22 protein-coding genes are annotated in these 25,135 nt (G+C 75.4%); 11 read left to right on the forward strand and 11 right to left on the reverse strand.

Annotated elements, in window-relative coordinates; genetic code table 11:
• Positions 1 to 38: 38 nt before the first annotated feature.
• Both O2V63_RS12220 and O2V63_RS12225 read right to left on the reverse strand, forming a co-directional pair.
• Complete coding sequence (locus O2V63_RS12220; RefSeq protein ID WP_269167797.1) at positions 39 to 1,298, reverse strand: cytochrome P450; 1,260 nt, start codon at positions 1,296 to 1,298, stop codon at positions 39 to 41.
• 375 nt (positions 1,299 to 1,673) lie between these two features.
• Positions 1,674 to 2,315, reverse strand: a complete 642-nt coding sequence (locus O2V63_RS12225; RefSeq protein ID WP_269167798.1) for a hypothetical protein — start codon at positions 2,313 to 2,315, stop codon at positions 1,674 to 1,676.
• A 171-nt stretch (positions 2,316 to 2,486) separates the two neighbouring features.
• Here O2V63_RS12225 and O2V63_RS12230 point away from each other — a divergent pair, with 171 nt between their 5' ends.
• Together O2V63_RS12230 and O2V63_RS12235 are read left to right on the forward strand one after the other, a co-directional pair.
• A complete protein-coding gene (locus tag O2V63_RS12230) occupies positions 2,487 to 3,323 on the forward strand; it encodes a DUF1206 domain-containing protein (protein WP_269167799.1) in 837 nt (278 codons plus the stop codon).
• A gap of 58 nt (positions 3,324 to 3,381) precedes the next feature.
• Positions 3,382 to 4,245 carry a DUF1206 domain-containing protein gene (locus tag O2V63_RS12235; protein WP_269167800.1) on the forward strand — a complete coding sequence of 288 codons (864 nt, stop codon included), beginning with the start codon at positions 3,382 to 3,384 and terminating at the stop codon, positions 4,243 to 4,245.
• A gap of 46 nt (positions 4,246 to 4,291) precedes the next feature.
• Here the strand turns inward: O2V63_RS12235 and O2V63_RS12240 are convergent, their stop codons facing one another.
• The 3 genes from O2V63_RS12240 to O2V63_RS12250 form a co-directional block, all read right to left on the reverse strand.
• On the reverse strand, positions 4,292 to 4,687 hold the full coding sequence (locus tag O2V63_RS12240) for a GNAT family N-acetyltransferase (protein WP_269167801.1): 396 nt from the start codon (positions 4,685 to 4,687) through the stop codon (positions 4,292 to 4,294).
• Positions 4,688 to 4,707: 20 nt separating this feature from the next.
• A complete protein-coding gene (locus O2V63_RS12245; RefSeq protein ID WP_269167802.1) occupies positions 4,708 to 5,055 on the reverse strand; it encodes an STAS domain-containing protein in 348 nt (115 codons plus the stop codon).
• Between the two features lie 192 nt (positions 5,056 to 5,247).
• Positions 5,248 to 6,369: a 5-methyltetrahydropteroyltriglutamate--homocysteine S-methyltransferase gene (locus O2V63_RS12250; protein ID WP_269167803.1), complete on the reverse strand. Its 1,122-nt coding sequence runs from the start codon at positions 6,367 to 6,369 to the stop codon at positions 5,248 to 5,250.
• A gap of 101 nt (positions 6,370 to 6,470) precedes the next feature.
• On the opposite strand from O2V63_RS12250, the gene O2V63_RS12255 reads away from it, so the two are divergent.
• On the forward strand, positions 6,471 to 6,779 hold the full coding sequence (locus O2V63_RS12255) for a hypothetical protein (RefSeq protein ID WP_269167804.1): 309 nt from the start codon (positions 6,471 to 6,473) through the stop codon (positions 6,777 to 6,779).
• Between the two features lie 222 nt (positions 6,780 to 7,001).
• Positions 7,002 to 7,382, forward strand: coding sequence for a hypothetical protein (locus O2V63_RS12260; RefSeq protein ID WP_269167805.1), 381 nt, complete (start codon positions 7,002 to 7,004; stop codon positions 7,380 to 7,382).
• A 50-nt stretch (positions 7,383 to 7,432) separates the two neighbouring features.
• Here O2V63_RS12260 and O2V63_RS12265 read toward each other — a convergent pair whose 3' ends face one another.
• Positions 7,433 to 10,396 carry a sacsin N-terminal ATP-binding-like domain-containing protein gene (locus tag O2V63_RS12265; RefSeq protein ID WP_269167806.1) on the reverse strand — a complete coding sequence of 988 codons (2,964 nt, stop codon included), beginning with the start codon at positions 10,394 to 10,396 and terminating at the stop codon, positions 7,433 to 7,435.
• Between the two features lie 96 nt (positions 10,397 to 10,492).
• Positions 10,493 to 10,768, reverse strand: a complete 276-nt coding sequence (locus O2V63_RS12270) for a GlsB/YeaQ/YmgE family stress response membrane protein (protein ID WP_269167807.1) — start codon at positions 10,766 to 10,768, stop codon at positions 10,493 to 10,495.
• Positions 10,769 to 11,244: 476 nt separating this feature from the next.
• On the opposite strand from O2V63_RS12270, the gene O2V63_RS12275 reads away from it, so the two are divergent.
• Together O2V63_RS12275 and O2V63_RS12280 are read left to right on the forward strand one after the other, a co-directional pair.
• The gene (locus O2V63_RS12275) at positions 11,245 to 12,921 is read left to right on the forward strand and encodes a DEAD/DEAH box helicase (RefSeq protein WP_269167808.1); all 1,677 of its coding nucleotides are present in this window, start codon (positions 11,245 to 11,247) and stop codon (positions 12,919 to 12,921) included.
• Positions 12,922 to 13,064: 143 nt separating this feature from the next.
• The gene (locus O2V63_RS12280; RefSeq protein WP_269167809.1) at positions 13,065 to 13,535 is read left to right on the forward strand and encodes a hypothetical protein; all 471 of its coding nucleotides are present in this window, start codon (positions 13,065 to 13,067) and stop codon (positions 13,533 to 13,535) included.
• 13 nt (positions 13,536 to 13,548) lie between these two features.
• Here the strand turns inward: O2V63_RS12280 and O2V63_RS12285 are convergent, their stop codons facing one another.
• Positions 13,549 to 14,229, reverse strand: a complete 681-nt coding sequence (locus O2V63_RS12285; RefSeq protein WP_269167810.1) for an alpha/beta fold hydrolase — start codon at positions 14,227 to 14,229, stop codon at positions 13,549 to 13,551.
• A 117-nt stretch (positions 14,230 to 14,346) separates the two neighbouring features.
• Here O2V63_RS12285 and O2V63_RS12290 point away from each other — a divergent pair, with 117 nt between their 5' ends.
• On the forward strand, positions 14,347 to 15,741 hold the full coding sequence (locus tag O2V63_RS12290) for an NAD(P)/FAD-dependent oxidoreductase (protein WP_269167811.1): 1,395 nt from the start codon (positions 14,347 to 14,349) through the stop codon (positions 15,739 to 15,741).
• A gap of 72 nt (positions 15,742 to 15,813) precedes the next feature.
• Here the strand turns inward: O2V63_RS12290 and O2V63_RS12295 are convergent, their stop codons facing one another.
• Positions 15,814 to 17,274: a benzaldehyde dehydrogenase gene (locus O2V63_RS12295; protein ID WP_036336907.1), complete on the reverse strand. Its 1,461-nt coding sequence runs from the start codon at positions 17,272 to 17,274 to the stop codon at positions 15,814 to 15,816.
• A 125-nt stretch (positions 17,275 to 17,399) separates the two neighbouring features.
• The gene (locus O2V63_RS12300) at positions 17,400 to 18,116 is read right to left on the reverse strand and encodes a mycothiol-dependent nitroreductase Rv2466c family protein (protein WP_269167812.1); all 717 of its coding nucleotides are present in this window, start codon (positions 18,114 to 18,116) and stop codon (positions 17,400 to 17,402) included.
• 142 nt (positions 18,117 to 18,258) lie between these two features.
• Here O2V63_RS12300 and O2V63_RS12305 point away from each other — a divergent pair, with 142 nt between their 5' ends.
• Positions 18,259 to 19,218, forward strand: a complete 960-nt coding sequence (locus O2V63_RS12305; protein ID WP_269167813.1) for a GGDEF domain-containing protein — start codon at positions 18,259 to 18,261, stop codon at positions 19,216 to 19,218.
• A 7-nt stretch (positions 19,219 to 19,225) separates the two neighbouring features.
• Here O2V63_RS12305 and O2V63_RS12310 read toward each other — a convergent pair whose 3' ends face one another.
• Positions 19,226 to 20,197, reverse strand: coding sequence for a hypothetical protein (locus O2V63_RS12310; RefSeq protein ID WP_269167814.1), 972 nt, complete (start codon positions 20,195 to 20,197; stop codon positions 19,226 to 19,228).
• A gap of 147 nt (positions 20,198 to 20,344) precedes the next feature.
• Here O2V63_RS12310 and O2V63_RS12315 point away from each other — a divergent pair, with 147 nt between their 5' ends.
• From O2V63_RS12315 to O2V63_RS12325, 3 genes are all read left to right on the forward strand, one after another.
• Positions 20,345 to 20,698 (forward strand): GntR family transcriptional regulator, encoded by a 354-nt coding sequence (locus tag O2V63_RS12315; RefSeq protein ID WP_269163615.1) that lies wholly within the window; start codon positions 20,345 to 20,347, stop codon positions 20,696 to 20,698.
• Positions 20,695 to 21,702, forward strand: coding sequence for a hypothetical protein (locus O2V63_RS12320; RefSeq protein WP_269167815.1), 1,008 nt, complete (start codon positions 20,695 to 20,697; stop codon positions 21,700 to 21,702). The genes O2V63_RS12315 and O2V63_RS12320 overlap by 4 nt, the downstream gene beginning before the upstream one ends.
• Positions 21,703 to 21,792: 90 nt before the next feature.
• Positions 21,793 to 25,134, forward strand: coding sequence for a serine hydrolase (locus O2V63_RS12325; protein WP_269167816.1), 3,342 nt, complete (start codon positions 21,793 to 21,795; stop codon positions 25,132 to 25,134).
• Position 25,135: the final 1 nt, after the last annotated feature.

The raw sequence follows: 25,135 nt of genomic DNA on the forward strand, positions 1-25,135 counted from the left end.
CGCGACCGGAGCGTTCCGGTACCAGCCTGCGCACCCGGTCAACCCGGCTGGACGGCGGTGAGCACCACCCCGCTGGCCGGACGTGCCGGGATGCGCCGCAGCGAGATGTCCAGGTCCTGCGGCGGCAGGGTGTACCCCAGCCGGGCCAGCCGGACGGCGAGCGCCGACAGCAGCGCGACCGTGATGTCCTCACCCGGGCAGCGGTGCCCGGTGCGCGGGTCGCCGGCCCCCTGCGGGACCAGCTCCCACGGGCCGATCCGCCGGACGGCGGCACCGGCTCCCGCGCCGTCCAGGAACCGCTCGGGCCGGAAGGCATAGGGGTCGGGGAACAGCTCGGGGTCGTGGTTCTGCCCGAAGAGGTCCAGCAGCACCATGGCCCCGGCGGGCACCGTCTCCCCCTCCCACTCGACCTCCCGCGGCGACCGGCCGCCGATGAACGGGGCGAACGGGTAGTACCGGCGCACCTCGTGGGCCACGGCCGTGGCGAACGCCGGCTCGCCGGTCCGCAGCCGCTCCCGGATGGCCGGCCAGTGGTGCAGCGCGTGCGCGGTGAAGCCGACGAACCAGCAGACGGCGACGGTCGGCCGGATGACGTTGAGCACCTCCACCGCGGCCACCCGCGGCTCCAGCAGCTCCCCGTCGGAGTCCCGGTGGCCGGCGACCACGTCGAGCACCGACCCCGCCGGCACGCTCCGCCGGCCGCTGCGCACCTCCTCGACGATCCCGGCCAGCCACGCCTCACGCCGCTGCCGGACCCGGCGGGCACGCCAGTGCCGGGGGGCGCCGGTGGCGAAGCCGTCGACCATCGTGGTGAGGTCGCGGGCCAGCGCCGGCAGCTCCTGCTCGCTCACCGGCACCGCCGCCCAGTCACAGACGCCGCGGGTGAGCACCTCGGCGGCGGCGTCCATCAGCACGACCTGCGGCTGCTGCGCCCAGCGCTGGGCGGCGTCGTCCCATGCGCTGGTGACCCGGTCGACCAGGTCGCCGATGCCCTCGCCCATCAGCAGGTGCACGAACATCGCCTTGCGCACCCGGTGGGCCTCGCCGTCGAGGGTGTGCACGGCCCCGTGACCGAAGAGCGTGCTGACCACCGGCTCGGGCAACGCGCCGCTCCGGCGCACGTTGCGCTCGTCGTAGAGGAAACGGGCGCCGCCGACCCCCATGACGCCGAGCGCCGGGCGCACCATCAACCTGGTGCGCACGGTGTCCCGACCGGCCGCGCGGCGCAGGTCGGGCAGCCAGGCGTACCCCCTGGCCAGCATCTGGATGGACTGGTCCAGCCGGGGCATGCGGATCATGGCCTGTGGCGTGCCCACGTCGTGGCCGAGGAAACCGGCGGTCAGGTCACGCCCGGGGCCGGGGCCCCTCCGAGCCGGCGCCCCGTTGCGCGCGGCTGCAGGTGCTGCTGCTCAGTGCCGGGTGGTACCGCAGTCGGTACAGCGCTTGCGCCCGCTGGCGTTCTTGCGTCGGCAGTTCTCGCACGTCCACAGCGTGCGTTCGATCGTGCGCATGTCCCGTTCCTCTCGCCCGGCCGGTGTCGCCCGGCCTCCCCCTGCGGGTGGGACAGGGGTCTCCCGCCCACCTCCGGACCGACGCTAGGTCGCTCCGGTGACGGGCAGGTGTCCGGCGCGAGACGACTGGACGGCGCGCCGCGGCGGGACGGGACGGGGTGCTCAGCCGGCCGAACCGCAGCCGCCGGCACCGCAGGCACAGCCACCGCAACCGGCCGCCGGGGCCGGCGCCGGCCGGCGGGCGATCCGGGCCATGCCGACCGCCCCGGCCAGGTTGGCCAGGCCGAGGACCCCGACCGTCCCCGCGGCGAGGACGCGCGCCGTGTCCAGCAGCGCGTCGACGCCACCGAGCACGGCGACCGCCACCGCGGCGGCCGCGACCAGCACGGCACCACCGAGGGCCAGCGGACGCCGGTCGGTGGCGGCCACGGCCAGGGCCGGCAGCGCGATGACGCCGGCGGCGACGAACAGCCAGCCGGTCGCCGTCGCCGACAGCAGCGCCATCCCCATGGCGAGCGCCCCGAGCCAGACGCCGCCCGCGCCGACCAGCGCGGTCGTGCGCTCGACGGCGCCGGTGCGGGCACGGCGCAGCAACCGCACACCCTGGACGACGCCGAACAGGCCGATCGCGCCGAGCAGCAGTCGCGAACCGACCCCGGGCCAGGTCAGGGCCAGGATCCCGAGGGCGAGCAGGACGACGCCCAGCACCACCATCCGCGGCCAGGTGGACCGGGCCTGCTCCGGGGTGGGCGGGGTGATCGGGGAGCTCCCGGCCTGCCGGCCGGCGGTCACGGCGTTCGTCACGCCGCCAGTCTCCCTCACCGATCGGGATCCGTCCCGCACGCACCGGGAGGGCCGGCGCTGCTCCCCGTCACCCGATGGTGTCGCGGCCCGGCGGCGCCCCGTCTGCTGTGCCACGCTGAGCGCCGCTCGCGGCGGGGCGATCGTCGAGCACACGCAGCAGGAGGAACGGTCATGGGCACCTCGGGAACGGCGGCCAGAGCCGACCAGGCAGGCAACAGCGACGCGCTGGAGAACCTGGCGCGGGTGGGGCTGATCGCCTACGGCGTCGTCCACCTGCTGCTGGCCTGGCTGTCACTGCAGCTGGCCTGGGGTGGTGACGGCGGCTCGGCCGACCAGTCGGGGGCGATGTCCACGCTGGCGGCCCAGCCTTTCGGGAAGCCGCTGCTGTGGGTGCTGGCCCTGGGCCTGCTCGCGCTGGCCGTCTGGCAGCTGGCCGAGGTGCTGCGTCACCGGGCCGGCCTGCAGGCCTCCGGCGATGCGCGGAAGGACGCGCTCGCCACGGTCGTCAAGGCGATCGCCAAGACCGTCATCTACCTGGTCCTGGCCTACACCGCGATCCGGTTCGCCACCGGTGGCGGGCAGTCCAGCTCGGGACAGGAGGAGCAGACGGTCGCCGGGGTCCTCGGCTGGCCCGGTGGCCGCTACCTCGTCGGAGCTGCGGCACTCGCGCTGCTCGGGGTGGGTGCCTACCTGGTGCACAAGGGCATCACCAAGCGGTTCCTCAAGGAGATCGAGACCGCAGAGGCCTCGGCGACCCAGCGCCGGCTGATCGAGCGGCTGGGCCAGGTGGGCTACCCGGCGAAGGGCGTCGCCCTGGCGGTCGTCGGTGGCCTCCTCGGCTGGGCAGCGATCACCTTCGACTCCGACAAGGCCGGCGGGCTCGACGACGCGATGCAGACCATCCTGTCGGCGCCGTTCGGTCAGGCCCTCCTCACCCTGGTCGCCCTCGGCATCGCCGCGTTCGGCGTCTTCTGCCTGTTCCGCGCCCGGTTCCCCGAGCGCACCTGACCGGTCAGGGCCCGCCCCTGACCGGCGGGACCCCGGCCGGTCGGGCACCATCCCCGAGGTGAACGCCGTTCCGCAGCGGGTGCACGACGCCGTCGCCCGGGCCCGGGAGGTGACCGACCACCCCGTCCTGGAGCACCTCGCCCGGGTGGGGCTGGTCGCCTACGGCGTGCTGCACCTGCTCATCGGCTGGCTGGCCTTCCGGATCGCCTGGTTCGTGGAGCCCGGCACCGAGGACGCCGACCAGACCGGCGCGCTGCAGGCGGTCGCCGACTCCCCCGGCGGCCAGGTGCTGCTGTGGGTCATCGGGCTGGGCCTGTTCGCCCTGTCGTTCTGGCAGGCCGGCGAGGTGCTGCGCTGGTGGGCCGGGCTGCTCCGCCCGGGGCACCGGTTGCGCACCGGCGTCGTCTGCACCAAGTGCGCGGCAAAGACCGTCGTCTACGCGGCGCTCGGGGTCACGGCCCTCTTCTTCGCCGTCGGCGCCGGCTACCAGGCCGACGAGCGGTTCCAGGAGATGACCGACGGCGCGATGGAGATCCCCGGCGGGTCGGCCCTGGTGGTCGCCGTGGGGCTCGGCGTGGCCGCCGTGGGCCTCTACCAGCTGGTGCGCGGGGTGACCGGGAAGTTCATGCGGGACATCGACGGCGATGACATCCCGGCGCACTGGGAGCGCCGACTCGAGCGGCTCGGCTCGGTCGGTTACGTGGCCAAGGGGATCGCCTTCACCGTCTCCGGTGGCCTGCTGGTGTACGCGGCAGTGACCCGGGACGTGTCGACGGCGACCGGCCTGGACGGCGCGATGAACGCGATCGGTGGCGTCCCGACCGGGCGGTGGCTGCTCACCGCGGTCGCCGTCGGCTTCATGGCGTTCGGTGTGTACGCGCTGGTCCGGGCCCGCTACCCCGACCGCGACCCCGCCACCTGACCCACCTGGCCACCACAATGGCCATCGTGGTGGTCAGCTCTGGTGGTCAGCGGAGTCGGACGAGGCCGGCGCCGGTCGGGGTGAAGCCGCACTCGTCCAGGTAGAAGCCGCGCAGGTGCTCGTCGAAGTCGACGTGCAACCACTCGCAGCCCGCCGCCTGCGCCCCGGCCACCGCCGTCTCGACCAGCGCCCGGCCGATCCCGGCCCGGCGCCGGTCGGCCCGCACCATCGTGTCCAGCAGGAAGGCGTGCACCCCGCCGTCCCAGGCGACGTTGACGAAGCCGACCAGTTCGCCGCCCTGCACGGCGGTCACCCAGCCGAGGCTGTGCCGCTCCAGCTGGGCACCCCAGGCGTCGGCGAGCACCGGGTGCCCGAAGCCCTCGGCGTGCAGCGCGTTGACGTCGGCGTCGGTGAACGGACCGCGCCACGTGTACTCGTACATCGCGCCGTGCCCGGTGTCAGTCAGTCGATGATGGTGAAGACGTCCCACAGGCCGGTGATCTGCAGCGGCCGGGCGACGGCGCGCGTGGTGCCGCACCGCATCCGCAGGTCGCGGCCACCGGCCTGAGCCGACCGGTGTGCAGTCGCCAGGGCAGAGAGCCCGGCGGAGTCGAGGAAGGTGACCCCGCGCAGGTCCACCTCCACGGTCGTGGTCCCCGGGCGGGCGAGGACCTCGAGGAGGCAGCCGCGCAGCCCCGGGGCGGTGGCGGAGTCGACCTCACCGCTGACGGAGACGGTGCAGCCGGCCGACGAGGTGGCGGCGTGCACGTCGATGCGGGTGGGGTCGACGTCGACGTCGAGTGCGGTCATTCGGACCTCCGGCGTAGCTCGCGTGACCGGCGGCGTCGGCGGCCGGTCTCGTGCGCCGAGCGATGGTGACTCGGTCGCGGCTGGTGGTTGAACCGCACCGCGAACGCTAGGGAAGAGGTCGGTTGGGCACAAGGGGCCCTCGGCGTGGCGCGCGCCGCCACGCCGAGGGACCGGTCCCACGGACCGGGCGTGTCAGCCCCAGACCTCCTGCGCCGTCTCCACCACCAGGGCGAGCTTCGCGATCTGCTCGTCGCGGGTCAGGGCGTTCCCCTCCACGGTCGAGGAGAAGCCGCACTGTGGCGAGAGGGCCAGCTGCTCCAGCGGCACGTGCTGCGCAGCCTCGTCGATCCGGCGCTTGAGGTCGTCCTTGCGCTCCAGCTCCGGCCGCTTGCTGGTGACCAGCCCCAGGACGACGCGCTTCCCCGGCGGCACGAACCGCAGCGGCTCGAAGCCACCGGAGCGTGCGTCGTCGTACTCCAGGAAGAAGCCGTCGACCTCCAGCCCGCCGAACAGCGCCTCGGCGACGAAGTCGTACCCGCCCTCGGCGACCCAGGAGGACCGGAAGTTGCCGCGGCACATGTGCGTGGTGACCGTCAGACCGTCAGGTCGACCGGCGAGGGCCGCGTTGATCTGCCGGATGTACCGCTCGTGCTGGTGTTCGGCGTCGCGGCCCTGGTCGGCGAGCTCCGCACGCTGCGCCGGGTCGTTGAGGTAGGCGAGGCTGGTGTCGTCGAGCTGCAGGTACGTGCACCCCTGGGCGCCGACCGCCTGCACCTGCTGGCGGTAGGCGGCCGACAGGGCGTCCCAGAAGGAGTCCTCGTCGGCGTAGACGGCCGGGTCGATCGCCGCGGCACCGCCCCGGTAGTGGACCATCGACGGCGACGGGATGGTCAGCTTCGCCGTCTGCCCGGGCTGCACCTGCGACTGCAGGAAGGCCAGGTCGGGGCCGAAGATCGGCTCGTCGATCGACAGCGGCCCGTCCACCCGCAGGCCGGCCGGGGTGAAGTCGATCGTGCCGTCGGCGTTCTTGAAGTGGACCTCGATGTTCTCGCGGACCTTGCTGATGCCGTCGATCGCGTAGATGAAGTCCATGTGCCAGGACGCCCGGCGGAACTCCCCGTCGGTGGCGGTCGCCAGGCCGACGTCGGCCTGCATGCGGACCACGTCGGCGATCGCCTCGTCCTCGATCCCGCGCAGCTCGGCGGCGTCGATCGCCCCGGCGGCGAACCGCTCCCGGGCGTCGAGCAGCGCCGGGGGGCGCAGCAGGCTGCCGACGTGGTCGGCACGGAACGGTGGGCCGGATCGGTCGGACATGTCCTCAGCATGCTCGGTCCACCGGGCCCCGGCCTCTCCGAACGGCACCGGATCGGCCCGGCCGCGCCGGGCGCACAGCCGGCAGGCGGATACTGGCCCGCATGTCGAAGCGGACCGTCGTCGCCGGCACCGTCTGGGTGGCCCTCACCGTGCTGGCCTTCGGCACCGACGTGATCCTGGGTGCCGTCGTGCTGATCTTCGGTGGCGCGGCGGTCGTCGTCGTCCAGCTGTCCAGCACCTGGTCGCAGCACCCGGACTTCGAGGCGCGCGAGGTCGCCCGCGCCCGACGGCGCAAGGTCAAGTGGGAGAAGAACGCCCCGCGCCGGGAGAAGGACGCCGCCCGCTACGCCGCCCACCAGGCGCGGCAGGCGGCCAAGGCGCGCGCCGCCCAGGACCGCACGACCTCCTGACCCGAAAAGCGGTGGACGGCGCCGGAGGCCGTCCCTAGCGTCCTCGACATGGGCGACACCTCGCTGCGGCTGCGGCTGCACACCTCCTGAGCTGATCCGCGGGCGCTGTCACGCAGCCCCGCCGTCCGCCGGTCCAGCGACCGGCTGCGACCGCTCCTCCCCCGTTCCCGGCGAGCCCGCGCCGATGTCGCGGGCTGCCCGCTGCCCTCCCGGAGGTCCTCCGTGTCACGACCCACCCCTGCCCTCGACGGCCCGGCCGGCGCGGCCCGCGGCCGGCTCACCGACGACGCCCACGACGGCTTCGACCGGCTGACGCACGCGGTGCTCGCCGCACCCGGCGCCGGCCGGCAGCCCGCGCTCGGCGCGGTGCTGCGCGGCCTGCTGCCCGGCACCGCCGGGGTCCGCTGGCTGCACGCCGAGGGCCTGTCGCCGACCTCGCGAGCCGCGGACCTCACGGCCGCGCAGTGGCTCTCCCTGCACGAGGCGTGGCTGGCCCACCAGCGGGCACCGCGCGCCGGGGGCCGGGCGACCGGGCACGGCCCGCGCCCGGACAGCCGGCACGGCCACGCCCCCGGCGCCCAGGCCATCCCGCGCTACTACTGAGAGAGGACCCTCCTGCCGCACGCTCGCGACGGTTCCTGCAGGAGGGTCGCTCAACCAGCGGGTGAGGGTGCGACGGCGTCCTCGGCGGCGAGCTCGGTCGCGCGGTGCGGCTGGGCGAACGCCTCGGCCAGCGCCTGCCGCAGCGGCCAGGCACCGGCCCGCCAGGCCAGCGCCCGGCCGAGGGCGGCCGGGGTCCCGTCCACCGCGTCGACGTCGGCACCGGGCCACCAGGCCACCTCGACCCCACCGGTCACGGTCAGGGTCGGGTGGACGGCGACCGACCCCGTGAGCGCCGTCAGCCCCAGCCGGGCGGCGGCCAGCCCGGCACCGGGCACCTCCGCCCAGCCGACGGTCCGGGCCGGGCGGCTGGTCACCCGGGCGGCGACCTGCTCGCTGGCCAGCGGCACGTCCAGGAGGTCGGCGACTGCGACGGGGCGGCCACCGGCGGGCACCACGGCCGGTGAGACCAGTGGCTGTAACCACGGTGCGTCCAGCACGACCGCCGCGGCGCTGACCTGGTCCGGAGCGATCCGCACCCGCGCCGGCGGGTCGACGTCCACGCCGTCCAGCGCCTCGGCGAGCTGGGCGTACACGGTGCGCAGCACCGCCGGGGAGACCGTGCGCGCCGGGTCCTCGAGCCGGTCGAGGAGGTCGATCGCGTCGTCGACGTCGGCCAGCACGTCGGCCACCGTGGCCGGGGCGCCGAGCAGGTCGAGCACGGCGCCGGGGAGGTCGCCGATCGGTTCGTACAGTCCCTGTAACTCGGCGGCGTCCGCGGCGCGGAGCCGGGCCGGCCGCGCCCCGCCGAGGACCGGCGACGTACGCAGCCACCAGCGCAGGTAGCCGGGGACGACGGTGCCGCCGAGGTCGAGGTCGGCCCGGGCGGCCGGCGGCAGGGCCGCCAGGAGCGGCAGCGCGGCGTCCCAGTCGCGCACCAGCTCCAGGTCCCGCACCGCGGTGAGCACCGGCCACTCCGGCGGCGGCGCGTCGGCCGGCAGGCGGTCGAGCACGGCGTCCACCCACTCCTCGACCCGGTCGACGTCCAGGTCGCCGGGGTCCTCGGCGATCAGCAGCGCGAAGGTGTCCAGCACGCCGACCGCGCGCAGCGCGTCGACGTCCTGACCGCGGGCGAACTCCGGGTCGAGCGTGCCGAGCGCCCCGGGCGCGAGCACGTCGGCCAGCGGCGACCCCGGGAGCACCAGCTCCCCGGCGGGCGCCCAGCCGCCGGCGTCGTCGGGCAGCGCGAGTTCCGCCAGCCACGACAGCTCCCCGGGGGCGGGTGCGGCCGCGGCGACGAGGGTGAGGACGGCGACGGCCAACGGCTCGACGTCCTCCTCGTCGTCGACCCGGTCCAGCGAGCTCTGCACCGCCGCGCGCACGTCCGGGTCGGCGAGCACGGCGGCCGCGGTCGCCGGCCGCGCACCCAGTCGCTCCAGCACCCGCCGGGCCGGACCGGCCGCCACGGCGGGGTCGGCGATCCGCAGTCCGAGCGGAGCGAGCCGCGCGGCGGGCAACGACTCGTCGGCGAGCAGCACGGCGGCCGGGGTCTGCGCCGTCCGCCCGTCGGCCAGCGGCACCGGCAGGGCGGCCAGCTCGTCCCGATCGGCGCCGTCCAGTGCGCCGTAGAGCCGGGCCCACCACTCCCCTGGCCGCCGCACCCCGCGCACCGCCTCGACCACGTCGGCCCACCCGGCGCGCCGCACGCCGAGGGCGGCCAGCACCCGGGCGTCGGCGCGCCGGGACCAGCCGGCGGGCAGCAGGCCGGGGAGCACGCCGACCAGGGCGGCGACCCGGTCGTCGGTCGGGTCGTCCAGCGCCACGGCCCGGTCCGGGCGCAGCGGCGGCTCCTCCGGGTCGGCGGCCGGCAGCCACGAGGTCGCGGTGACCCGGTCGAGCACCGCCCGGCACACCGCGGCGTCCAGGTCGGCTGCCGCGAGCCCGACGGCCGGCACCAGCTGCAGCAGCACCGGGTCGGCGGGCAGCGTGGCGAGCAGGTCGGCGTAGCCGTCGGCCGCCACCTCGACGAGCGCGTCGGTGACCGGACCGGGGGCCACGTGCCGCCGGTCCGGACCCAGGGGGAAGGGGGCGATCAGCCGGGCCGGCAGCGACAGAGGCTCGTCGCTGGGGGTCGGCGCGTGCAGCACCTGCCGGCCGGCCATCGGGACCGGCACCCCGTCGTCGTCGACCGGGACGGCCCAGGTGACGGCGTACCGGCGGCGCTCACGCTCCTCGACGGGCCGGTCGGCGAACAGCGCCGCCGGCAGGTCACCGGTGCGCCGCAGCAACTGCCAGGTCGTCGCTGTGTCGCCGTCGGCCAGCCGGACCTGCGGGCCGTCGTCCTCGCGGCTGAGTTTGCGGACCCGGCCGTCGAGCACCACGTCGACCCGGCTCAGCGCGGGCAGCGCCAGCAGCAGCTCTGGCTCCAGTGACTGCAACGACGCCCGCAGCGCCGCGACGGCGTCCGGCCGCAGCGGCAGCACGACCTCGGTGGCGAACCCGGCCGCGGGCCGGCCGTCGACCTCGAACGGCAACCGCAGCACCGGGACGGCACCGCCCCGGCGGGCCAGCTCGGGCCCGAGCGAGGGGACGGCAGCGACCGCCGCGCGCGTGCCGGCAGCGCTGAACCGGACGGACCGGTCGGTGGAGAGGACGGCCGGCTCGTCGGTCACCGCGAGCACGGCCGCGAAGCCGACGCCGAAGCGGCCGACGGTGTCGCCGGCGTCCCGCTTGGCCGACGCCCGCAGGGTCGCCAGCGCCTGGACGCCGTCGTCGTCCAGCGGTGCGCCGGTGTTGGCGGCGCGGAGGACGCCGCCGGTCAGGTCGAGGCGGAGGTGGCCCGGCACACCGGCCCGACTCGCCGCGTCGGCGGCGTTCTGGGCGAGCTCGACCAGGACCCGGTCGCGGTACCCGCCGCGGACCAGGTCCTCCTCGGCGTTGGCGTCCTCCCGGAACCGGGCCGGGGAGCCGGTCCAGGCAGCCAGCACCAGGCGGCGGATTCCGGCGAGGGTGGACACCCGGGCAGCATGCCGGAGGAGTGGGTCCGGACAGCCGTCGAGGGCCCGGCCGGTGCGGCCGAGCCCTCGACGTGCGTCAGGGAGTGCAGACCCCCGTCAGCGGGAGATGTGCTTGCGCCCCGTGGCCATGACGTAGATCCCGAGCACGATGATCGCACCGATGATCGAGCCGATGATGCCGGCGGTGCCCAGCTCGAAGCCGTCGCCGGTGAAGAGACCACCGAGGAAGTTGCCGACCAGCGAGCCGATGATCCCCAGCACGATCGTGAGCCCGATGCCGATGTCCTGCTTGCCGGGGATGACGGCGCGGGCGATGAGCCCGGCGATCAGACCGACCACGATCAGGACGATGATGTTCCAGATGATGTCCATGGATGTGCCTCCTCGTGTCGACGGCGGACCGTCGTGCGTCCTGGCGTCTCCAGAAGCAGATGATCTTGTCCCCCGCGCCGGGGGCACCCAAACGCCGAGTTGATCAACGTTCATCACATCGGGTGACCGAACGCCGGACCAGCCGCGCCACATCGGCCTGAGCCGACCGTCTCCTCACGCTCAGTGACGGGAACACGGACGCCCACGCGACGCCGATCACCCGGCAGAGCCGCCACCCCGATGTGACCAGTCCCTCCCCCGCCTGCGCCCGGTGACCGACCAGGTCTGGCAGAGTGAGGGGCACCGGCGCCGCCCCCCGCTCATCCGAGAGCAGGTGGACTCGACGTCGGCGCGAGGCTGCGCCACCGAGGCGCGCCGGCGACCCGACGTCCGACCCGGACCAGCGATGCGGCCCCCTGCGGTGGCCCCGCCCCCGGTGGACGAACGGTGGCCACCGGAGTGTTGAGGAACCCCAGATGACCAACTCGTCCCCCCCTGCCCAGAACGACAGCGCTGACCGCCCGCGCCGTCGCGCCACCCGTCCGTCCGCCGCCCCCACGGCGAGCAGCAGCTCCCCCGCCTCCCGCACCCCCGCCGGCCCGCCGGCCGAGGGCAGCGGTCGCCGTCGTGGCGGCCGTGGCCGTGGCGCCGGTCCCCGCCCGGAGGGCCAGCCGACCGCCCCCCACGCCGACGAGCGCGTGCCGGCCGCCCCGGTCGTGCCGACCGGCGACGTCCCCACCGTGCTGCCCACCGACACCACCTTCGCCGAGCTCGGCGTGCCCGCTCCCCTCGTCGAGGTGCTCACCGCCAGCGGCATCACCGCGCCGTTCCCGATCCAGGTCGCCACGCTGCCGGACACCCTGGCCGGCCGGGACGTGCTCGGCCGCGGTCGCACCGGCTCGGGCAAGACGCTGGCCTTCAGCATCCCGCTGGTCGCCCGACTGGCCGGCTCCACCACCAAGCGCCAGCCCAAGCGGCCCCGCGCGCTGATCCTGGTGCCGACCCGCGAGCTGGCCAACCAGGTCGCCGCCGTCGTCGACCCGCTGGCCCGCGCGCTGGGCATGCGGTCGACCGTCGTCTTCGGTGGCGTCGGGCAGAACCCGCAGGTGCAGGCGCTGGCCGGCGGGGTCGACGTGCTCATCGCCTGCCCCGGCCGGCTGGAGGACCTCATCGGCCAGGGTCACTGCGACCTCGGCGCCGTCGAGATCACCATCCTCGACGAGGCCGACCACATGGCCGACCTGGGCTTCCTCCCCGGCGTCAAGCGCCTGCTGGACCGCACCCCCAAGATCGGCCAGCGGCTGCTCTTCTCCGCCACCCTGGACAACGGCGTCGACGTCCTGGTCAAGCGCTACCTGGACCGGCCGACCACGCACTCGGTCGACCCGGCCGTGGCGCCGGTCTCGACGATGACCCACCACGTGTTCCGGGTCGACGCCGCCGACAAGGGCCAGATCGTCCAGGAGCTCGCCTCCGGGCTGGGCCGCAGCGTGCTGTTCACCCGCACCAAGCACCAGGCCAAGAAGCTTGCCAAGCAGCTGACCGCTGCCGGGGTCCCTGCCGTCGACCTGCACGGCAACCTCAGCCAGAACGCCCGCGAGCGCAACCTCGAGGCGTTCAGCAACGGCGACACCCGGGTGCTGTGCGCGACGGACATCGCCGCCCGCGGCATCCACGTCGACGACGTCGCGCTGGTCGTGCACGTCGACCCGCCGTCGGAGCACAAGGCCTACCTGCACCGCTCGGGCCGCACCGCCCGGGCCGGCGCCGGCGGCATCGTGGTCACCATCGCCACGCCCGACCAGGCCGGCGAGGTCCGCACCCTGGCCCGGCAGGCCGGGATCACCCCCGACGTGTCGGCGATCAAGCCCGGCGCCCGGGAGATCACCGCGCTGACCGGCCCGGCCGCGCCGTACGTCGAGCCCGCCCCCGCACCGGCCCCGCAGCCGCAGGGCCCCGGTGGTGGCGGCAACGGCGGTCGCCGCCGCCGCTCCGGTGGCGGTGGCGGCGCGGCACCGGCGGCGTCGTCCGGCGGCGGCCGCGGCGGGCAGACCCGCTCGGCCGGCCCGGCGCGCACCCGCGCCGAGCTCGCCGCCCGGGCCGGTCAGGCCCCCAGCGGGGCCGGCCGCGGCCGAGGGCGCACCGGCCGTTGATCATCCCGGGTCGGGGGCGGTCTCAGCACTGCTGAGGCCGCCCCCGGCCCGTTCTGGTGGCCGACCCCGGGTCGCGCGACCGCCCGGCGACCGCGACGATGATGTTGAGCACTTCAGCAACCCGTAGACGAGTAGAGGTCGCCATGCGCCTGCCCATCACCCCCAGCGAGATCGCCCCGCGCATCGCCACCGGGGCGTTCATCCTCAACTCCGGCCTCGGCAAGCGCGCCGCCGACGAGGCCACCGCAACCGGGCTGCACGGCTTCGCCGCCGGCACCTACCCGGTGCTGAAGAAGGTCCCGGCGACCACCTTCGCCAAGGGGCTGTCGACCGCCGAGATCACCATCGGCGCGCTGCTGCTCACCCCGTTCGTGCCCACGGCGGTCGCCGGCGCCGCGCTCACCGGCTTCTCCGCCGGACTGCTGGGGCTCTACCTGCGCACCCCGGGGATGACCAAGCCCGGCGCGAGCGTGGCCCCCACCCAGGACGGGCTGCCGATCGCCAAGGACGTCTGGATGTTCGGCATCGGCATCGGTCTGCTCACCCAGGCCCTCACCGGCCGGGAGGCCCGGGTCGCCGCGCGGCGGAAGCCGTCCCGCTCCCGCCGCGGGTAGTCGCCGACGGACGTCAGCCGGCCTGCTCCTCGTGCACCTCGGCGAGCAGGCCGGCCAGCAGGTCGGCGACCTGGTCCGGTCGGGTCTGCGGCGTCATGTGCGCCGCACCCGGCAGCTCGACGAACCGGCCGCGGGAGGCCGATCCGGCGAGGCGCACCGCCCAGTCCCGGGGGCAGAGCGCGTCGCGCTCCCCACGGACGACGACCACCGGCACGCCCACCCGGCGCAACCGCTCGTCGATGGGGTCCGGCGCGGTCCGCCGCCACAGCGCAGTCATGTCCCGGGGCCCGGTCCGCAGCCACTGCGCGACGATGAACGGCACCTGCCACCACTGCTCCCGCACCGCCGTGCGCACCCAGCGACCGGCCAGCACCGGCATCCGGCGCATCCGCGGGTCGGTGGTCGGGCCGAGCAGCAGCAGGCCGACCACCCGGGCGTCCCACGCGGCGGCAGCCGCCACGACCTGACAGCTCTGCGAGTGCGCGACCAGCACACAGCGGCCCGGTCCGAGCGCCGCCAGCAGCTGCTCGGTCAGCTCCGGCAGGGTGCCGACCGGCCCCCGGACACCCATGCCCGGCAGCCGCACCACGACCCCGCGGGTCCGCCGCAGCACCCGTGCCCAGGACCGTTCGTCCAGACCGAGACCTGGGACGCACACCGCGACGGGAACACCGTTCGCCTCCAGGCTGCTCATCTGGATGCCGACTGTGTCCGGGACGACGGCGCCCCGTAGCGGAGGGCGCCCGCACGTTCCAGAGCAGTAGTGGGAGGATCAGTCATCATGACGACATCAGGAGCCAGTGTGACCACCGTGAGCCAGCCGACCGGACGTCGCCCCAGGGTCGTCATCGTCGGATCAGGTTTCGGCGGTCTCTTCGCCGCCAAGCAGCTGAAGAAGGCCCCGGTCGACATCACGCTCGTGGCCAAGACGAGCCACCACCTCTTCCAGCCGCTGCTCTACCAGGTGGCGACCGGCATCCTCTCCGAAGGAGAGATCGCGCCGGCCACCCGGGAGATCCTCCGGGACCAGGCCAACGCCCGCGTCGTGCTCGGTGAGGTCACCGACATCGACCTCGCCGCCCGCACCGTCACCTCCACCGTGCTCGGCCGCACCACGGTGCACGAGTACGACGAGCTGATCGTGGCCGCCGGCGCCGGGCAGTCCTACTTCGGCAACGACCAGTTCGCCGAGTTCGCCCCCGGCATGAAGAGCATCGACGACGCCCTGGAGCTCCGCGGCCGCATCTTCGGCGCCTTCGAGCTCGCCGAGCTGGCCACCGACCCGGCCGAGATCGACCGGCTGCTGACCTTCGTCGTCGTCGGCGCCGGCCCGACCGGGGTGGAGATGGCCGGGCAGATCGCCGAGCTGGCCCGCCGCACGCTGCGCAAGGACTTCCGCCGGATCGACCCGACCAGCGCCCGGGTGATCCTGCTGGACGCGGCACCGAAGGTGCTGCCGCCGTTCGTCGACAAGCTCGGGCAGAAGGCGCACAAGCAGCTCAACGAGATCGGTGTCGAGGTCCAGCTGGGCGCGATGGTCACCGACGTCGACGCCGACGGCATCGTGGTCAAGGACGGCGACGGCCACCAGCGCCGCATCCACGCCGCCACCAAGATCTGGGCCGCGGGCGTGCAGGCCAGCCCGCTGGGCAAGGTCCTCGGCGAGCAGTCCGGTGCCGCGGTCGACCGCGCCGGCCGGATCTCGGTGCAGGACGACCTCACCCTGCCGGGCCACCCCGAGGTGCACGTGGTCGGCGACATGATCTCGCTCAAGCGGCTCCCCGGCGTCGCCCAGGTCGCCATCCAGGGCGGCAAGTTCGCCGCGGACGCCGTCAAGGCCCGGCTCGCCGGCCGGCCCACCGCGCCGGAGTTCACGTACTTCGACAAGGGCAGCATGGCGACCATCTCGCGGTTCCACGCGGTGGCCGACACCTGGAAGTTCCAGTTCGGCGGCTTCCTCGCCTGGGTGCTGTGGCTCGCGGTGCACATCATGTACCAGGTGGGCTTCAAGAACCGGTTCACGACGGTGATCCACTGGGCGGTCAGCTTCCTGGGCCGCGGCCGCTCGCAGCGGACCGCCACCCAGCAGCAGGTGTACGGCCGGCTGGCCCTGGAGGAGCTCGGCGCGGACTTCGAGGTCTCCAAGACCGGTGGTCGTCGGCACCTGGGCGAGCCGGTCGACGTGACCGGGCGCGACTCCGCCTGACCTGCACCTCGCCTGACGACGACGGCCCCGGTCCCGCTGCTGCGGGACCGGGGCCGTCGTCGTGCAGGACGGTCAGAACGGGTAGGCCGGCAGGTCCCCGCGCAGCGTGACCCACTGGGTCTCGGTGAACGCCTCGATGTTGGCCTGCGGGCCGCCGTGCCGGGAGCCGGTGCCGGAGGCGCCCACCCCACCGAACGGGGCCACCGCCTCGTCGTTCACCGTCTGGTCGTTGATGTGCACCAGTCCGGACGGGATCCGCTCGGCCAGCTGCAGGCCGGCGTAGACGTCGCGGGTCAGGATGCCGAGCGACAGCCCGTACTCGGTGCCGGCCGCCATCGCCGCCACCTCGTCCAGCGAGGAGAACGGCGTCACCGGTGCCACCGGGCCGAAGATCTCCTCCTGGTAGGCCGGGGAGTCGACGGGCACGTCGCCGAGCACGGTCGGCCGGTAGAACAGCCCCTCGTAGGTGCCACCGGTGCGCACCGTGGCCCCGCTGTCGATGCTGGCGGTGACCAGCCCGTGCACCCGGTCGCGCTGGCCGGCGTCGATGATCGGGCCGAGCGCCACCTGGTCCCGCCAGGTGTCCCCCACCGGCAGGTTCTCGACCTTGCTGGTGAGGATGGCGGTGTACTCCTCGGCGATCGACTCGTGCACCAGGTGCCGGCTGGTCGCCATGCAGATCTGCCCCTGGTGGGCGAAGGTGCCCCACGCGCCGACCGAGGCCGCGGCGGTCACGTCGACGTCGCCCATCACGATGAGCGCGGAGTTGCCGCCCAGCTCCAGGTGCGCCCGCTTCAGGTGCTGACCGGCGAGCGCGCCGACCGAGCGCCCGGCCTTGGTGGAGCCGGTGAAGGCGATGACCCGGACGGCGGGGTCGGTGACCAGCGCCTGCCCGACGTCGGCACCGCCCGGCAGGACCTGGAACACCCCGGCGGGCACCCCGGCCTCCTCGAACACCCGGGCGAACACCGCCCCGCCGCAGATGGCGGTGCGCGGGTCGGGCTTGAGGACCACCGCGTTGCCCAGCGCCAGCGCCGGGGCGATCGCCCGGATGGCCAGGATGGTCGGCACGTTGAACGGCGCGATCACCCCGACGACGCCGGCCGGCACCCGCCGGGCGAACGACAACCGGGGTGAGCCGCTGCGCAGCAGTTCGCCGTAGGGGTGGCTGGGCAGGGCGGAGGCCTCGTAGCACTCCTGGGCGCTGGTGTGCACCTGGAAGTCGCCGAAGGGCTGGATGGCGCCGGACTCCCGGGCCAGCCACTCCTTGATCTCCGCGGCGTGCTCGGTCAGCAGGTCACCGGCCCGGCGGAGCACCGCGGCGCGCTGCTCGAACGGCAGCGCAGCCCACTCCCGCTGAGCCTGGGCGGCGCGGGCGCCGGCCTTCTCCACGTCGGCGGGGGTCGCCTTGCCGACCTCACCGAGCTCGGCACCGGTGGCCGGTTCGACCGCGGTGTAGGTGCCACCGCTCCCGTCGGTCCAGGAACCGGTCCAGATCTTGCCGCGCCACGCGCCGTCCTCGAGCAGTGCCATGTGTGCCTCGTCTCGTCGGTGAGTCGTCGTGCCGGTTGTGTCATCTGCGCGCCCGGCTGTCACCCCGACTTCCGTTCGGCGGAAGCCAGACGTCCGGACCAGCGTGGCAGGGTCGTCGCGCCGGCTCAGCGGTGCTGCCGGCGACTGCCCCCGTGCCAGTCCTCCTGCTGGCCGGCCTCGCCGGGGGTCACGCCGAAGGCCGGCAGCTGGGGCCGCTCCCGCAGGCTGCGCTTGAGCTCGGCGAAGCCGGGGAAGCTCGCCAGGCCGACCACGTGGTCCCACAGCGCGACGGCCTCCTCCTCCGACGGCAGCCGGCTGATCACCGGGCCGAAGAAGGCCACGCCCTCCGGCGGCTGGAAGTGCAGGATCGGGGTGCCGACGTCCTTGCCGGTCAGCGCCAGCGCCTCGTCGGTCTCGGCGCGGATCGTCGCGTCCCAGGACTCGTCGTCCAACGCGTCGGCCAGCTCGGCCGGCAGGCCGACCTCGGCGAGCACCGGGGCGAGGAACTCGGCCGTGCCCCGCTGCCCCCGGTCCGCGTCCTCCACCGGGGCGGACTCGAAGACCCGCCGGCCCAGGGCCTCGTACAGGTCGCCCACCACGTCCGGGCCGTGCTCGACCCGGACCCTGGCCGCGACGCGCAGCAACCGCAGCCCGGCGGTGTGCCCGGCCTCGTACTCCGGCGGGAACTGGGCCGCGTAGTCGACGTGTGCGTTGAGCAGCCGCAGCGAGATGAACCGCCACTCGACCCGGTGGTCGCGCTGGGCGCTGACCATCCGGACCCACTTGCTGGTCATCCAGGCGAAGGGACACACCGGGTCGAAGTAGAAGCGCAGGTCGGCCATCACCCGACCGTAGTCCCGCAGCAGCGCCACCACCCGGGGACGGCGACCACCGCCGGGTCACTCCGACGGGTCGGTCCACCGGGCCGGTGGTGCAAGCTCCTGCCCGGATCGCCGATGGACGCGGCGACATGGAGAACGGCAGGTGGACGAGGTGACGGCGGACCGACGGGTCTCGGCCCGGGTCGGGCTGTTGGCGCTGCTGTACGGGTCGGGTGGCCTGTTCTGTCTGGCGGGGGCCCTCTGGCCGATGCACCCCGACACCCCGGTGGCGCTGACCCGCGCCCTCGCCGTCGTCGGGATCGGCGGTGCGGCCGCGATCCTGGCGCGCGGCGACCGGCTGTCGCCCGCCGGCGGGCACGCCGCCCTGGCCGGGGTCTCGCTGCTCGTCGCCTTCCTCGCCTCCCAGTCGGTCACCGCCGTCGGCGTCGTCGGACTGGGCCCGGTGCTCATCGCGGTCGGGCTGTACGCGGCGCACTTCTGCTCCCTGCCCGCGGCCCGGGCCCATGCCGGGCTGGCGGTCGGGACGGCGAGCATCGGCGCCGCCGTCAGCCTCCCGCGCAGCGCGGCACTCCCGTGGGTGATGACCGCGATCAGCGCCCTCCTCCTCGCCGAGGCCCACGCCCGGCTCAGTCGGGGCCTGCGGACCGACGCGGCCACCGATCCGCTCACCGGCCTGGCCAACCGCCGGGCCTGGGAGGCCGAGGCCGGCCGGAGCCTGGCGCGTGCGCTGCGCAGCGAGGAACCGCTGACGGTCGCCGTCCTCGACCTGGACGACTTCAAGGTGGTGAACGACCGCGACGGGCACGGCGCCGGCGACCGGTTGTTGCAGCAGGTGGCCGAGCACTGGCAGGCCCGGCTGCGCACCGCCGACCTGCTCGGCCGCTACGGCGGCGACGAGTTCGTGCTGTGCCTGCCCGCCACCGGCGGGCCGGGCGCACAGGAACTGCTCCAGCGGCTGGACGGCGGCCCGATCAGCTGGTCCGTGGGGACGGCGACCGCCCGCGCCGGCGACTCGCTGGCCGCGCTGCTGCAGCGCGCGGACGCCGAGCTGTACGCCGGCAAGCGACAGCGGACGACGGGCCGCACCGACGGCGGCAGCTGACCGGCGCTCACCCGTCGGCGTCCGCCAGCTCCTCCACCCGCGCCGCGGCGCGGTCCCGGATCGCGGCGGCGGTGTGCGCGCGGCGGACCGCGGCGTCCCGCCGGTGCTCGGCCTCCCCGACCGCGCCGACCGCCTCGCCGGCCCTCCCCTCGGCCTTGCGGAGCTCCTCGGCCAGCCGGGCAGCCCGCTCCTGGAGCTCGTCGCGTCGCTCCGCTGCCTCGACCACCTGCTGCTCCGCCGCCGCGACGGCGGCGTCGGCGTCCCGGGCCACCCCGGCGGCCTCCTCGGCGTCCCGCCGGGCCTGCGCCAGCTCACGAGCGCGGAGCTCCTCAGCCTCCCGGCGGCGCTCCTCGGCCTCCCGGCGGCGCTCCTCGGCCTGACTCTGCTCGGCTGCCTCGGTGTCCGGCGCCGCGCCCGCTCCTGTCCGGGCCTCCTGACCGCGGGCCGGGACCGGGGCCGCCCCGCCGGCGCGGATCGGGGTCGCCACGGCGCCACCGAGGTCGACCGGCCCCAGGCCGCTGTAGGACAGGGCGGTGGTCAGCCGGCCGGCCCGCAGCGCCGTCCCGGCGTCGGGATCGGCGATCGCCGCCCGCAGGGTGCTCTCCACCTGGTCGGCGACCGCACTGCTGACGTCGTGCCCCTCCCGGTGCGCGACCGCACGCGCCTGCCGGGCCAGGGCGGCGACCACCTGGTTCCGCTGCCGGCCCAGCGCGCGCAGCTGGTCGGCGGAGAGGTCGACCTGGGCCTGCCGCAGCAGCTCCCCGAGCTCGAGCAGCTGGTCGACCTCCTCGGCCTGGCGGCGGACCAGCAGGTTGCAGACCCAGGCCGCCGTCGTGGGCTTGGGCAGTGCGGCGACCGCCTTCGCCAGCTCCTTGTCCCCGGCCGCGCGGGCGCGGTCCCGGGCGGCGGTGCGGGCAGCGACGAACTCCTCGGGGGCGACGGCGTAGAGCTCCTCGGCGATCGTGTCCAGCTCGGTCACCGGCGCCCCTCCTCGTGTCGCGCGTCCGTCCGCCGACCTGCGTGCGAGCCGGTCGGCGAACCCCGCTGCATCATGCCGCCGACGCCGACAGCCGCCCGGAACAGGTGGCACTTGTTCTAGTCCGCATAGAACAGTTAGATTGCCGACGTGCTGGTGCGCATCGACCCCGACTCCCCTGCGCCGCTGCACGCGCAGATCTCCGCGGCCGTGCGGCGGGGCATCGCCGTGGGCGAGATCGCCCCGGGCGAGCGCCTCCCCGGCGCCCGCGACCTGGCGGCCGCGCTGGGGGTCAACCTGCACACCGTGCTGCGCGGCTACCAGGAGCTGCGGGCCGAGGGCCTGGTCGAACTCCGCCGCGGCCGCGGCGCCCAGGTGCGCACCGACGCCGCACCGGCGGTCGCCGCGCTGCGCCAGGCAGTGCACGCACTGGTCGAGGAGGCGCGGCGCCTGGGGCTCAGCGCCACCGAGGTCACCGAGATGGTCAGAGAGGCGATGGCATGAACGACGGACACGACACGGAGCTCACCGCAGGACGGAGCCCGTTCCGCCGGGTCCGGGAGATCGCCGCCGCCGCGCTGCCGCTGGCGTTCTGGGCCGCCGGCGCTGCACTCGTGGCGTCCTGGCGGCCGGAGCTGCCGATGCCGGTCGCGATCCACTGGGGCACCGACGGCGCCGACGGGTTCGCCGCCCCGCTGCGCACGGTGCTGCTCACCGGCGTCGTCCCCGCACTGGGGTCGCTGGGCACGGCGCTGGTCCTGCGGGCCCGGCGCGTCGCCGCCCCCGAGCGCCGGCTGGCCGCCGGCTCGGCGACCGGGATCTCGGTCTTCTGCGTCGGGCTGGTCGTCGGCAGCATCGCCGGGCAGCGCGGCCTGGCCGACCCCGCGACGGCCCCCTCCCCCACCCTGGCCGTGATCGTCGCCGGCCTGCTCGCCGTCCTCGCCGGCACGGCCGCCGCCCGGCTGTTGCCGGGCACGCCGCCCGGAGCGGCACGCGCCTCCAGCGCCCCGCCCGAGACGGCGCCCCGGCTGTCCGTCGCCCCCGGCGAGCGGGCCGTCTGGTCCGGCCGGGCGACCATGGAGCCGGTCGGCCTCGCCGTGCTCGGCACCGGTGGCCTCGTGCTCGGCGGGCTGGTGCTCCTCGGCATCGCCCCGGCGCCGCTGTTGCTGGCCCTCGCGTTGCTGCTCGTCCTCGGCCTGTTGTTCGGCTCCGCCCGCGTCTGGGTCGACGAGCGTGGGCTGACCGTGCGCTCCCCGCTGGGCCGCCCCGCCTGGCAGGTGCCGCTCGCCGACATCGCCGAGGCCACCGTGGTCGACGTCCGGCCGCTGCGGGAGTTCGGCGGCTGGGGCTACCGGGTGGGCCGGGACGGGCGCCGGGCCGTCGTGCTGCGCGGGGGTGCGGCGGTCGAGGTGGTCCAGGGCGACGGACGACGCTTCGCCGTCACCGTGCCGGGCGCCCGGCAGGCCGCGGCGCTGCTCAACACCCTGGCCGCCCGGCAGCGGACCTGACCCGGCGCTCGTCGCAGCCACCAGCACGCCCGGCAGCGCTTCGTCGCCTCGTACGAAGAGCATCCAGAACTCGGGCAGCAGGCTCGCCCCATGGGTCGACCACTCGCTCTCGAGGACGTGCACGCCCTGCAGCTGCCGGGCGAGCCCACCGTCTCCCCCGACGGGCGCGCCGTCGTCTACGTGCTGCGCACCACCGACACCGCGGCCGACGCCGACCGGTACGCGCTCTGGCGGGTCCGCGCCGCGGCCGACGGCTGGGGCGCGCCGGCGCCGCTGACCCGGGGCACCGCCGACACCAGCCCGGCCTTCTCCCCCGCCGGCGACCGGGTCGCCTTCCTCCGCCGCGGCGACGGACCAGCGCAGCTGCACCTGCTGGCGGTCGACGGTGGCGAGGCCGAGCAGGTGACCGACCTGCCCGCCGGCGCCGGCGCCCCGGTCTGGAGCCCGGACGGGGACCGCATCGCCTTCACCGCGCCGGTCCCCCCGGCCGACCCGGACGAGCACGCGCCGCTCAGCACCACCCGGATCGGCTACAAGGCCGACGGCGCCGGGCTGCTACGCGGGGTACGCCAGCACCTGCACGTGCTGGACCTGGCGAACGGCGAGGTGCGGCAGCTGACCTCCGGCGACTGGCACGCCGGCCGGCCGGCCTGGTCCCCCGACGGCACCCGGCTGGCGTTCGCCGCCGCGACCGACCCCGACGCCGACCTCACCCACCGCACCCCGGCGCACGTGGTCGACGTCGCCGGTGGCCCACCCCGCCGGGTCGGTGACGGCCTGGGCCTGACCGGCCCGATGGTGTGGACCGCCGACGGCGAGGCGCTGCTCGTCACCGGCCAGCCCACGGTCGCCGTCGACCACACCGGCCTGCTCCTCCAGCCGCTGGACGCCGTCCCCGCCGAGCGCGACCTGGCCGCGCCGCTGGACCGCAACGTCATGCCGGGCGGCCCCGGCTACCCGGGCGGGCTGCCGCAGCTGACCCGGGACGGCGCCGAGGTCGTCTTCTGCGTCCGCGACCGGGGCTGCTCACACGTCTACGCGACCTCCGTCGACGGATCGGGCACGCCCCGTCCGGTGCTGACCGGCGCGGACGTCGTCGTCTCCGGGCTGTCGGTGGCCGGCGAGGCCGATGTCGCCGCCGTCGTCCTGGCCGACCCGGCCAGCTACGGCGAGGTCGGCGTGGTCGACCTGCGCTCGGGCACCGTCACCCGGCTCACCACGTACACGGCGGCCTCGCTCCCCGAGGTGGCGCTGGTGCAGCCGCAGCCCCGGACGTTCACCGTGCATGACGGCACGCCGGTGCACGGCTGGCTGCTGGTCGACCCGGCGACCCCGCAGCCGGCGCCGCTGCTGGTCGACGTGCACGGCGGCCCGCACAACGCCTGGTCCCCGGTGGCCGATGCCGCGCACCCGTACCACCAGGCGCTGGTCGCGGCAGGCTGGGCGGTGCTGCTGGTCAACCCGCGCGGCAGCGACGGGTACGGGCGGGCGTTCCTCACCGGCGCCGTCGGCGGCTGGGGCACCGCCGACGAACGCGACTTCCTGGACCCGGTCGACCAGCTGGTCGCCGAGGGCGTGGCCGACCCGGCGCGGCTGGTGCTCACCGGCTACAGCTACGGCGGCTTCATGACCTGCTGGCTGACCGGCCGCACCGACCGGTTCGCGGCTGCGATCGCCGGCGGCGTGGTCGCCGACCTGACCAGCATGACCGGCACCAGCGACGCCGGGGAGGTGCTCGCGCTGGAGTACGGCGACCCAGTGACCGACCCCGCCGCCGTCCGGGCGCTCTCGCCGATCACGAACGTGCACCGGGTCCGCACGCCGACGCTGGTGCTGCACGGCGGTGCGGACGAGCGCTGCCCGGTCGGCCAGGCCGAGCAGTGGTTCACCGCGCTGCGCACCCAGCGCGTGCCCACCGAGCTGGTCCTCTTCCCGGGCGGCTCACACCTGTTCATCCTGGACGGCCGCCCCTCGCACCGGGTCGGCTACAGCCGGCGGCTGATCGCCTGGGCGCAGCAGCACGGGAACAGCCGCCCCGTCCTGGACGCCGCGCACTGGCAGCGGCGGCTGGACGAGCTCGCCACGGCGCACCGCATCCCAGGAGCGGTGCTGGCGATCCGGCGGGTGACCCCGGGTGCCGACGACGAACTGGTGGAGGCCGCCACCGGCGTGCTCAACAAGGCCACCGGCGTCGAGGTGACCACCGACTCGGTGTTCCAGATCGGCTCCATCACCAAGGTCTGGACGACGACGCTGGTGATGCAGCTGGTCGACGAGGGCAAGCTGGACCTCGACGCCCCGCTGGTCGAGGTGCTCCCGGAGCTCCAGCTGGGCGACCCCGACGTCGCCAAGCAGGTCACCATGCGCCACCTGCTCACCCACACCAGCGGCATCGACGGCGACGTCTTCACCGACACCGGCCGCGGCGACGACTGCATCGAGCGGTACGTGGCCGCGCTGGGCGACGTGGCGCAGAGCCACCCGCTGGGCGCCACCTTCTCCTACTGCAACTCCGGCTTCACGCTGGTCGGCCGGGTGGTCGAGGTGCTCACCGGCACCACCTGGGACGCCGCCCTGCGGGAGCGGGTCATCGAGCCGCTCGGGCTGACGCACACCTCCACGCTGCCGGAGGAGGCGATCCTGCACCGCGCCGCGGTCGGGCACATCGCCACCGAGCCCGGTACCGAGCCGCAGCCGTCGCCGACCTGGCTGCTGCCCCGCTCGCTCGGCCCGGCCGGCCTGGTCAACGCCACCGCCCGGGACGTCACCGCCTTCGCCGCCGCACACCTGCGCGGAGGCGTGGCCGCCGACGGCAGCCGGCTGCTGTCCGCGGAGTCGGCGGCGGCGATGACCACCGCGCAGACCGCCCTCCCGGACACCTGGTCGCTCGGCGACTCCTGGGGGCTGGGCTGGATCCGGTTCGACTGGCACGGGGCACGGCTGCACGGCCACGACGGCGGCACCCTGGGCCAGGGGGCGTTCCTGCGCGTGCTGCCCGGCGAGCGCCCGGGCGAGGGCCTGGTGGTGTCACTGCTGACCAACGGCGGGGACATGCTGGACGTCTACGCCGACCTCTACCGCGAGGTGTTCGCCGAGCTGGCCGGGGTGACCATGGCCGACCGCCTGCAGCCGCCCGCCGAACCGCCGGCCGTGGACCTCGCCCGCCACGTGGGCTGCTACGAGCGGAGCTCGGTGCAGACGGAGGTGTTCGAGCGTGACGGCGGGCTGGTGCTGCGCCAGACCGCGGTCGGCGCCGTGGCCGAGGCGACCGGGCAGCCGGTGCAGGAGCACGAGCTCGTGCCGGTGTCCGACGGACTGTTCGCGATGCGCGCCCCGGGTACCCAGGGCTGGACGGCGGTCACGTTCTACCAACTGGCCGACGGCAGCGCGTACGTGCACTCCGGCGGCCGCGCCAACCCGAGGAAGGGCTGAA

It is taken from the genome of Modestobacter sp. VKM Ac-2977, assembly GCF_026968045.1.
Taxonomy (GTDB): domain Bacteria; phylum Actinomycetota; class Actinomycetes; order Mycobacteriales; family Geodermatophilaceae; genus Modestobacter.

Excerpts from the sequence above, each read along its gene's own strand:
- O2V63_RS12220 (WP_269167797.1), bottom strand. The coding sequence starts at position 1,298 with ATGATCCGCATGCCCCGGCTGGACCAGTCCATCCAGATGCTGGCCAGG.
- O2V63_RS12230 (WP_269167799.1), top strand. The coding sequence starts at position 2,487 with ATGGGCACCTCGGGAACGGCGGCCAGAGCCGACCAGGCAGGCAACAGC.
- O2V63_RS12240 (WP_269167801.1), bottom strand. The coding sequence starts at position 4,687 with ATGTACGAGTACACGTGGCGCGGTCCGTTCACCGACGCCGACGTCAAC.
- O2V63_RS12245 (WP_269167802.1), bottom strand. The coding sequence starts at position 5,055 with ATGACCGCACTCGACGTCGACGTCGACCCCACCCGCATCGACGTGCAC.
- O2V63_RS12250 (WP_269167803.1), bottom strand. The coding sequence starts at position 6,369 with ATGTCCGACCGATCCGGCCCACCGTTCCGTGCCGACCACGTCGGCAGC.
- O2V63_RS12255 (WP_269167804.1), top strand. The coding sequence starts at position 6,471 with ATGTCGAAGCGGACCGTCGTCGCCGGCACCGTCTGGGTGGCCCTCACC.
- O2V63_RS12270 (WP_269167807.1), bottom strand. The coding sequence starts at position 10,768 with ATGGACATCATCTGGAACATCATCGTCCTGATCGTGGTCGGTCTGATC.
- O2V63_RS12275 (WP_269167808.1), top strand. The coding sequence starts at position 11,245 with ATGACCAACTCGTCCCCCCCTGCCCAGAACGACAGCGCTGACCGCCCG.
- O2V63_RS12280 (WP_269167809.1), top strand. The coding sequence starts at position 13,065 with ATGCGCCTGCCCATCACCCCCAGCGAGATCGCCCCGCGCATCGCCACC.
- O2V63_RS12285 (WP_269167810.1), bottom strand. The coding sequence starts at position 14,229 with ATGAGCAGCCTGGAGGCGAACGGTGTTCCCGTCGCGGTGTGCGTCCCA.
- O2V63_RS12295 (WP_036336907.1), bottom strand. The coding sequence starts at position 17,274 with ATGGCACTGCTCGAGGACGGCGCGTGGCGCGGCAAGATCTGGACCGGT.
- O2V63_RS12300 (WP_269167812.1), bottom strand. The coding sequence starts at position 18,116 with ATGGCCGACCTGCGCTTCTACTTCGACCCGGTGTGTCCCTTCGCCTGG.
- O2V63_RS12320 (WP_269167815.1), top strand. The coding sequence starts at position 20,695 with ATGAACGACGGACACGACACGGAGCTCACCGCAGGACGGAGCCCGTTC.
- O2V63_RS12325 (WP_269167816.1), top strand. The coding sequence starts at position 21,793 with ATGGGTCGACCACTCGCTCTCGAGGACGTGCACGCCCTGCAGCTGCCG.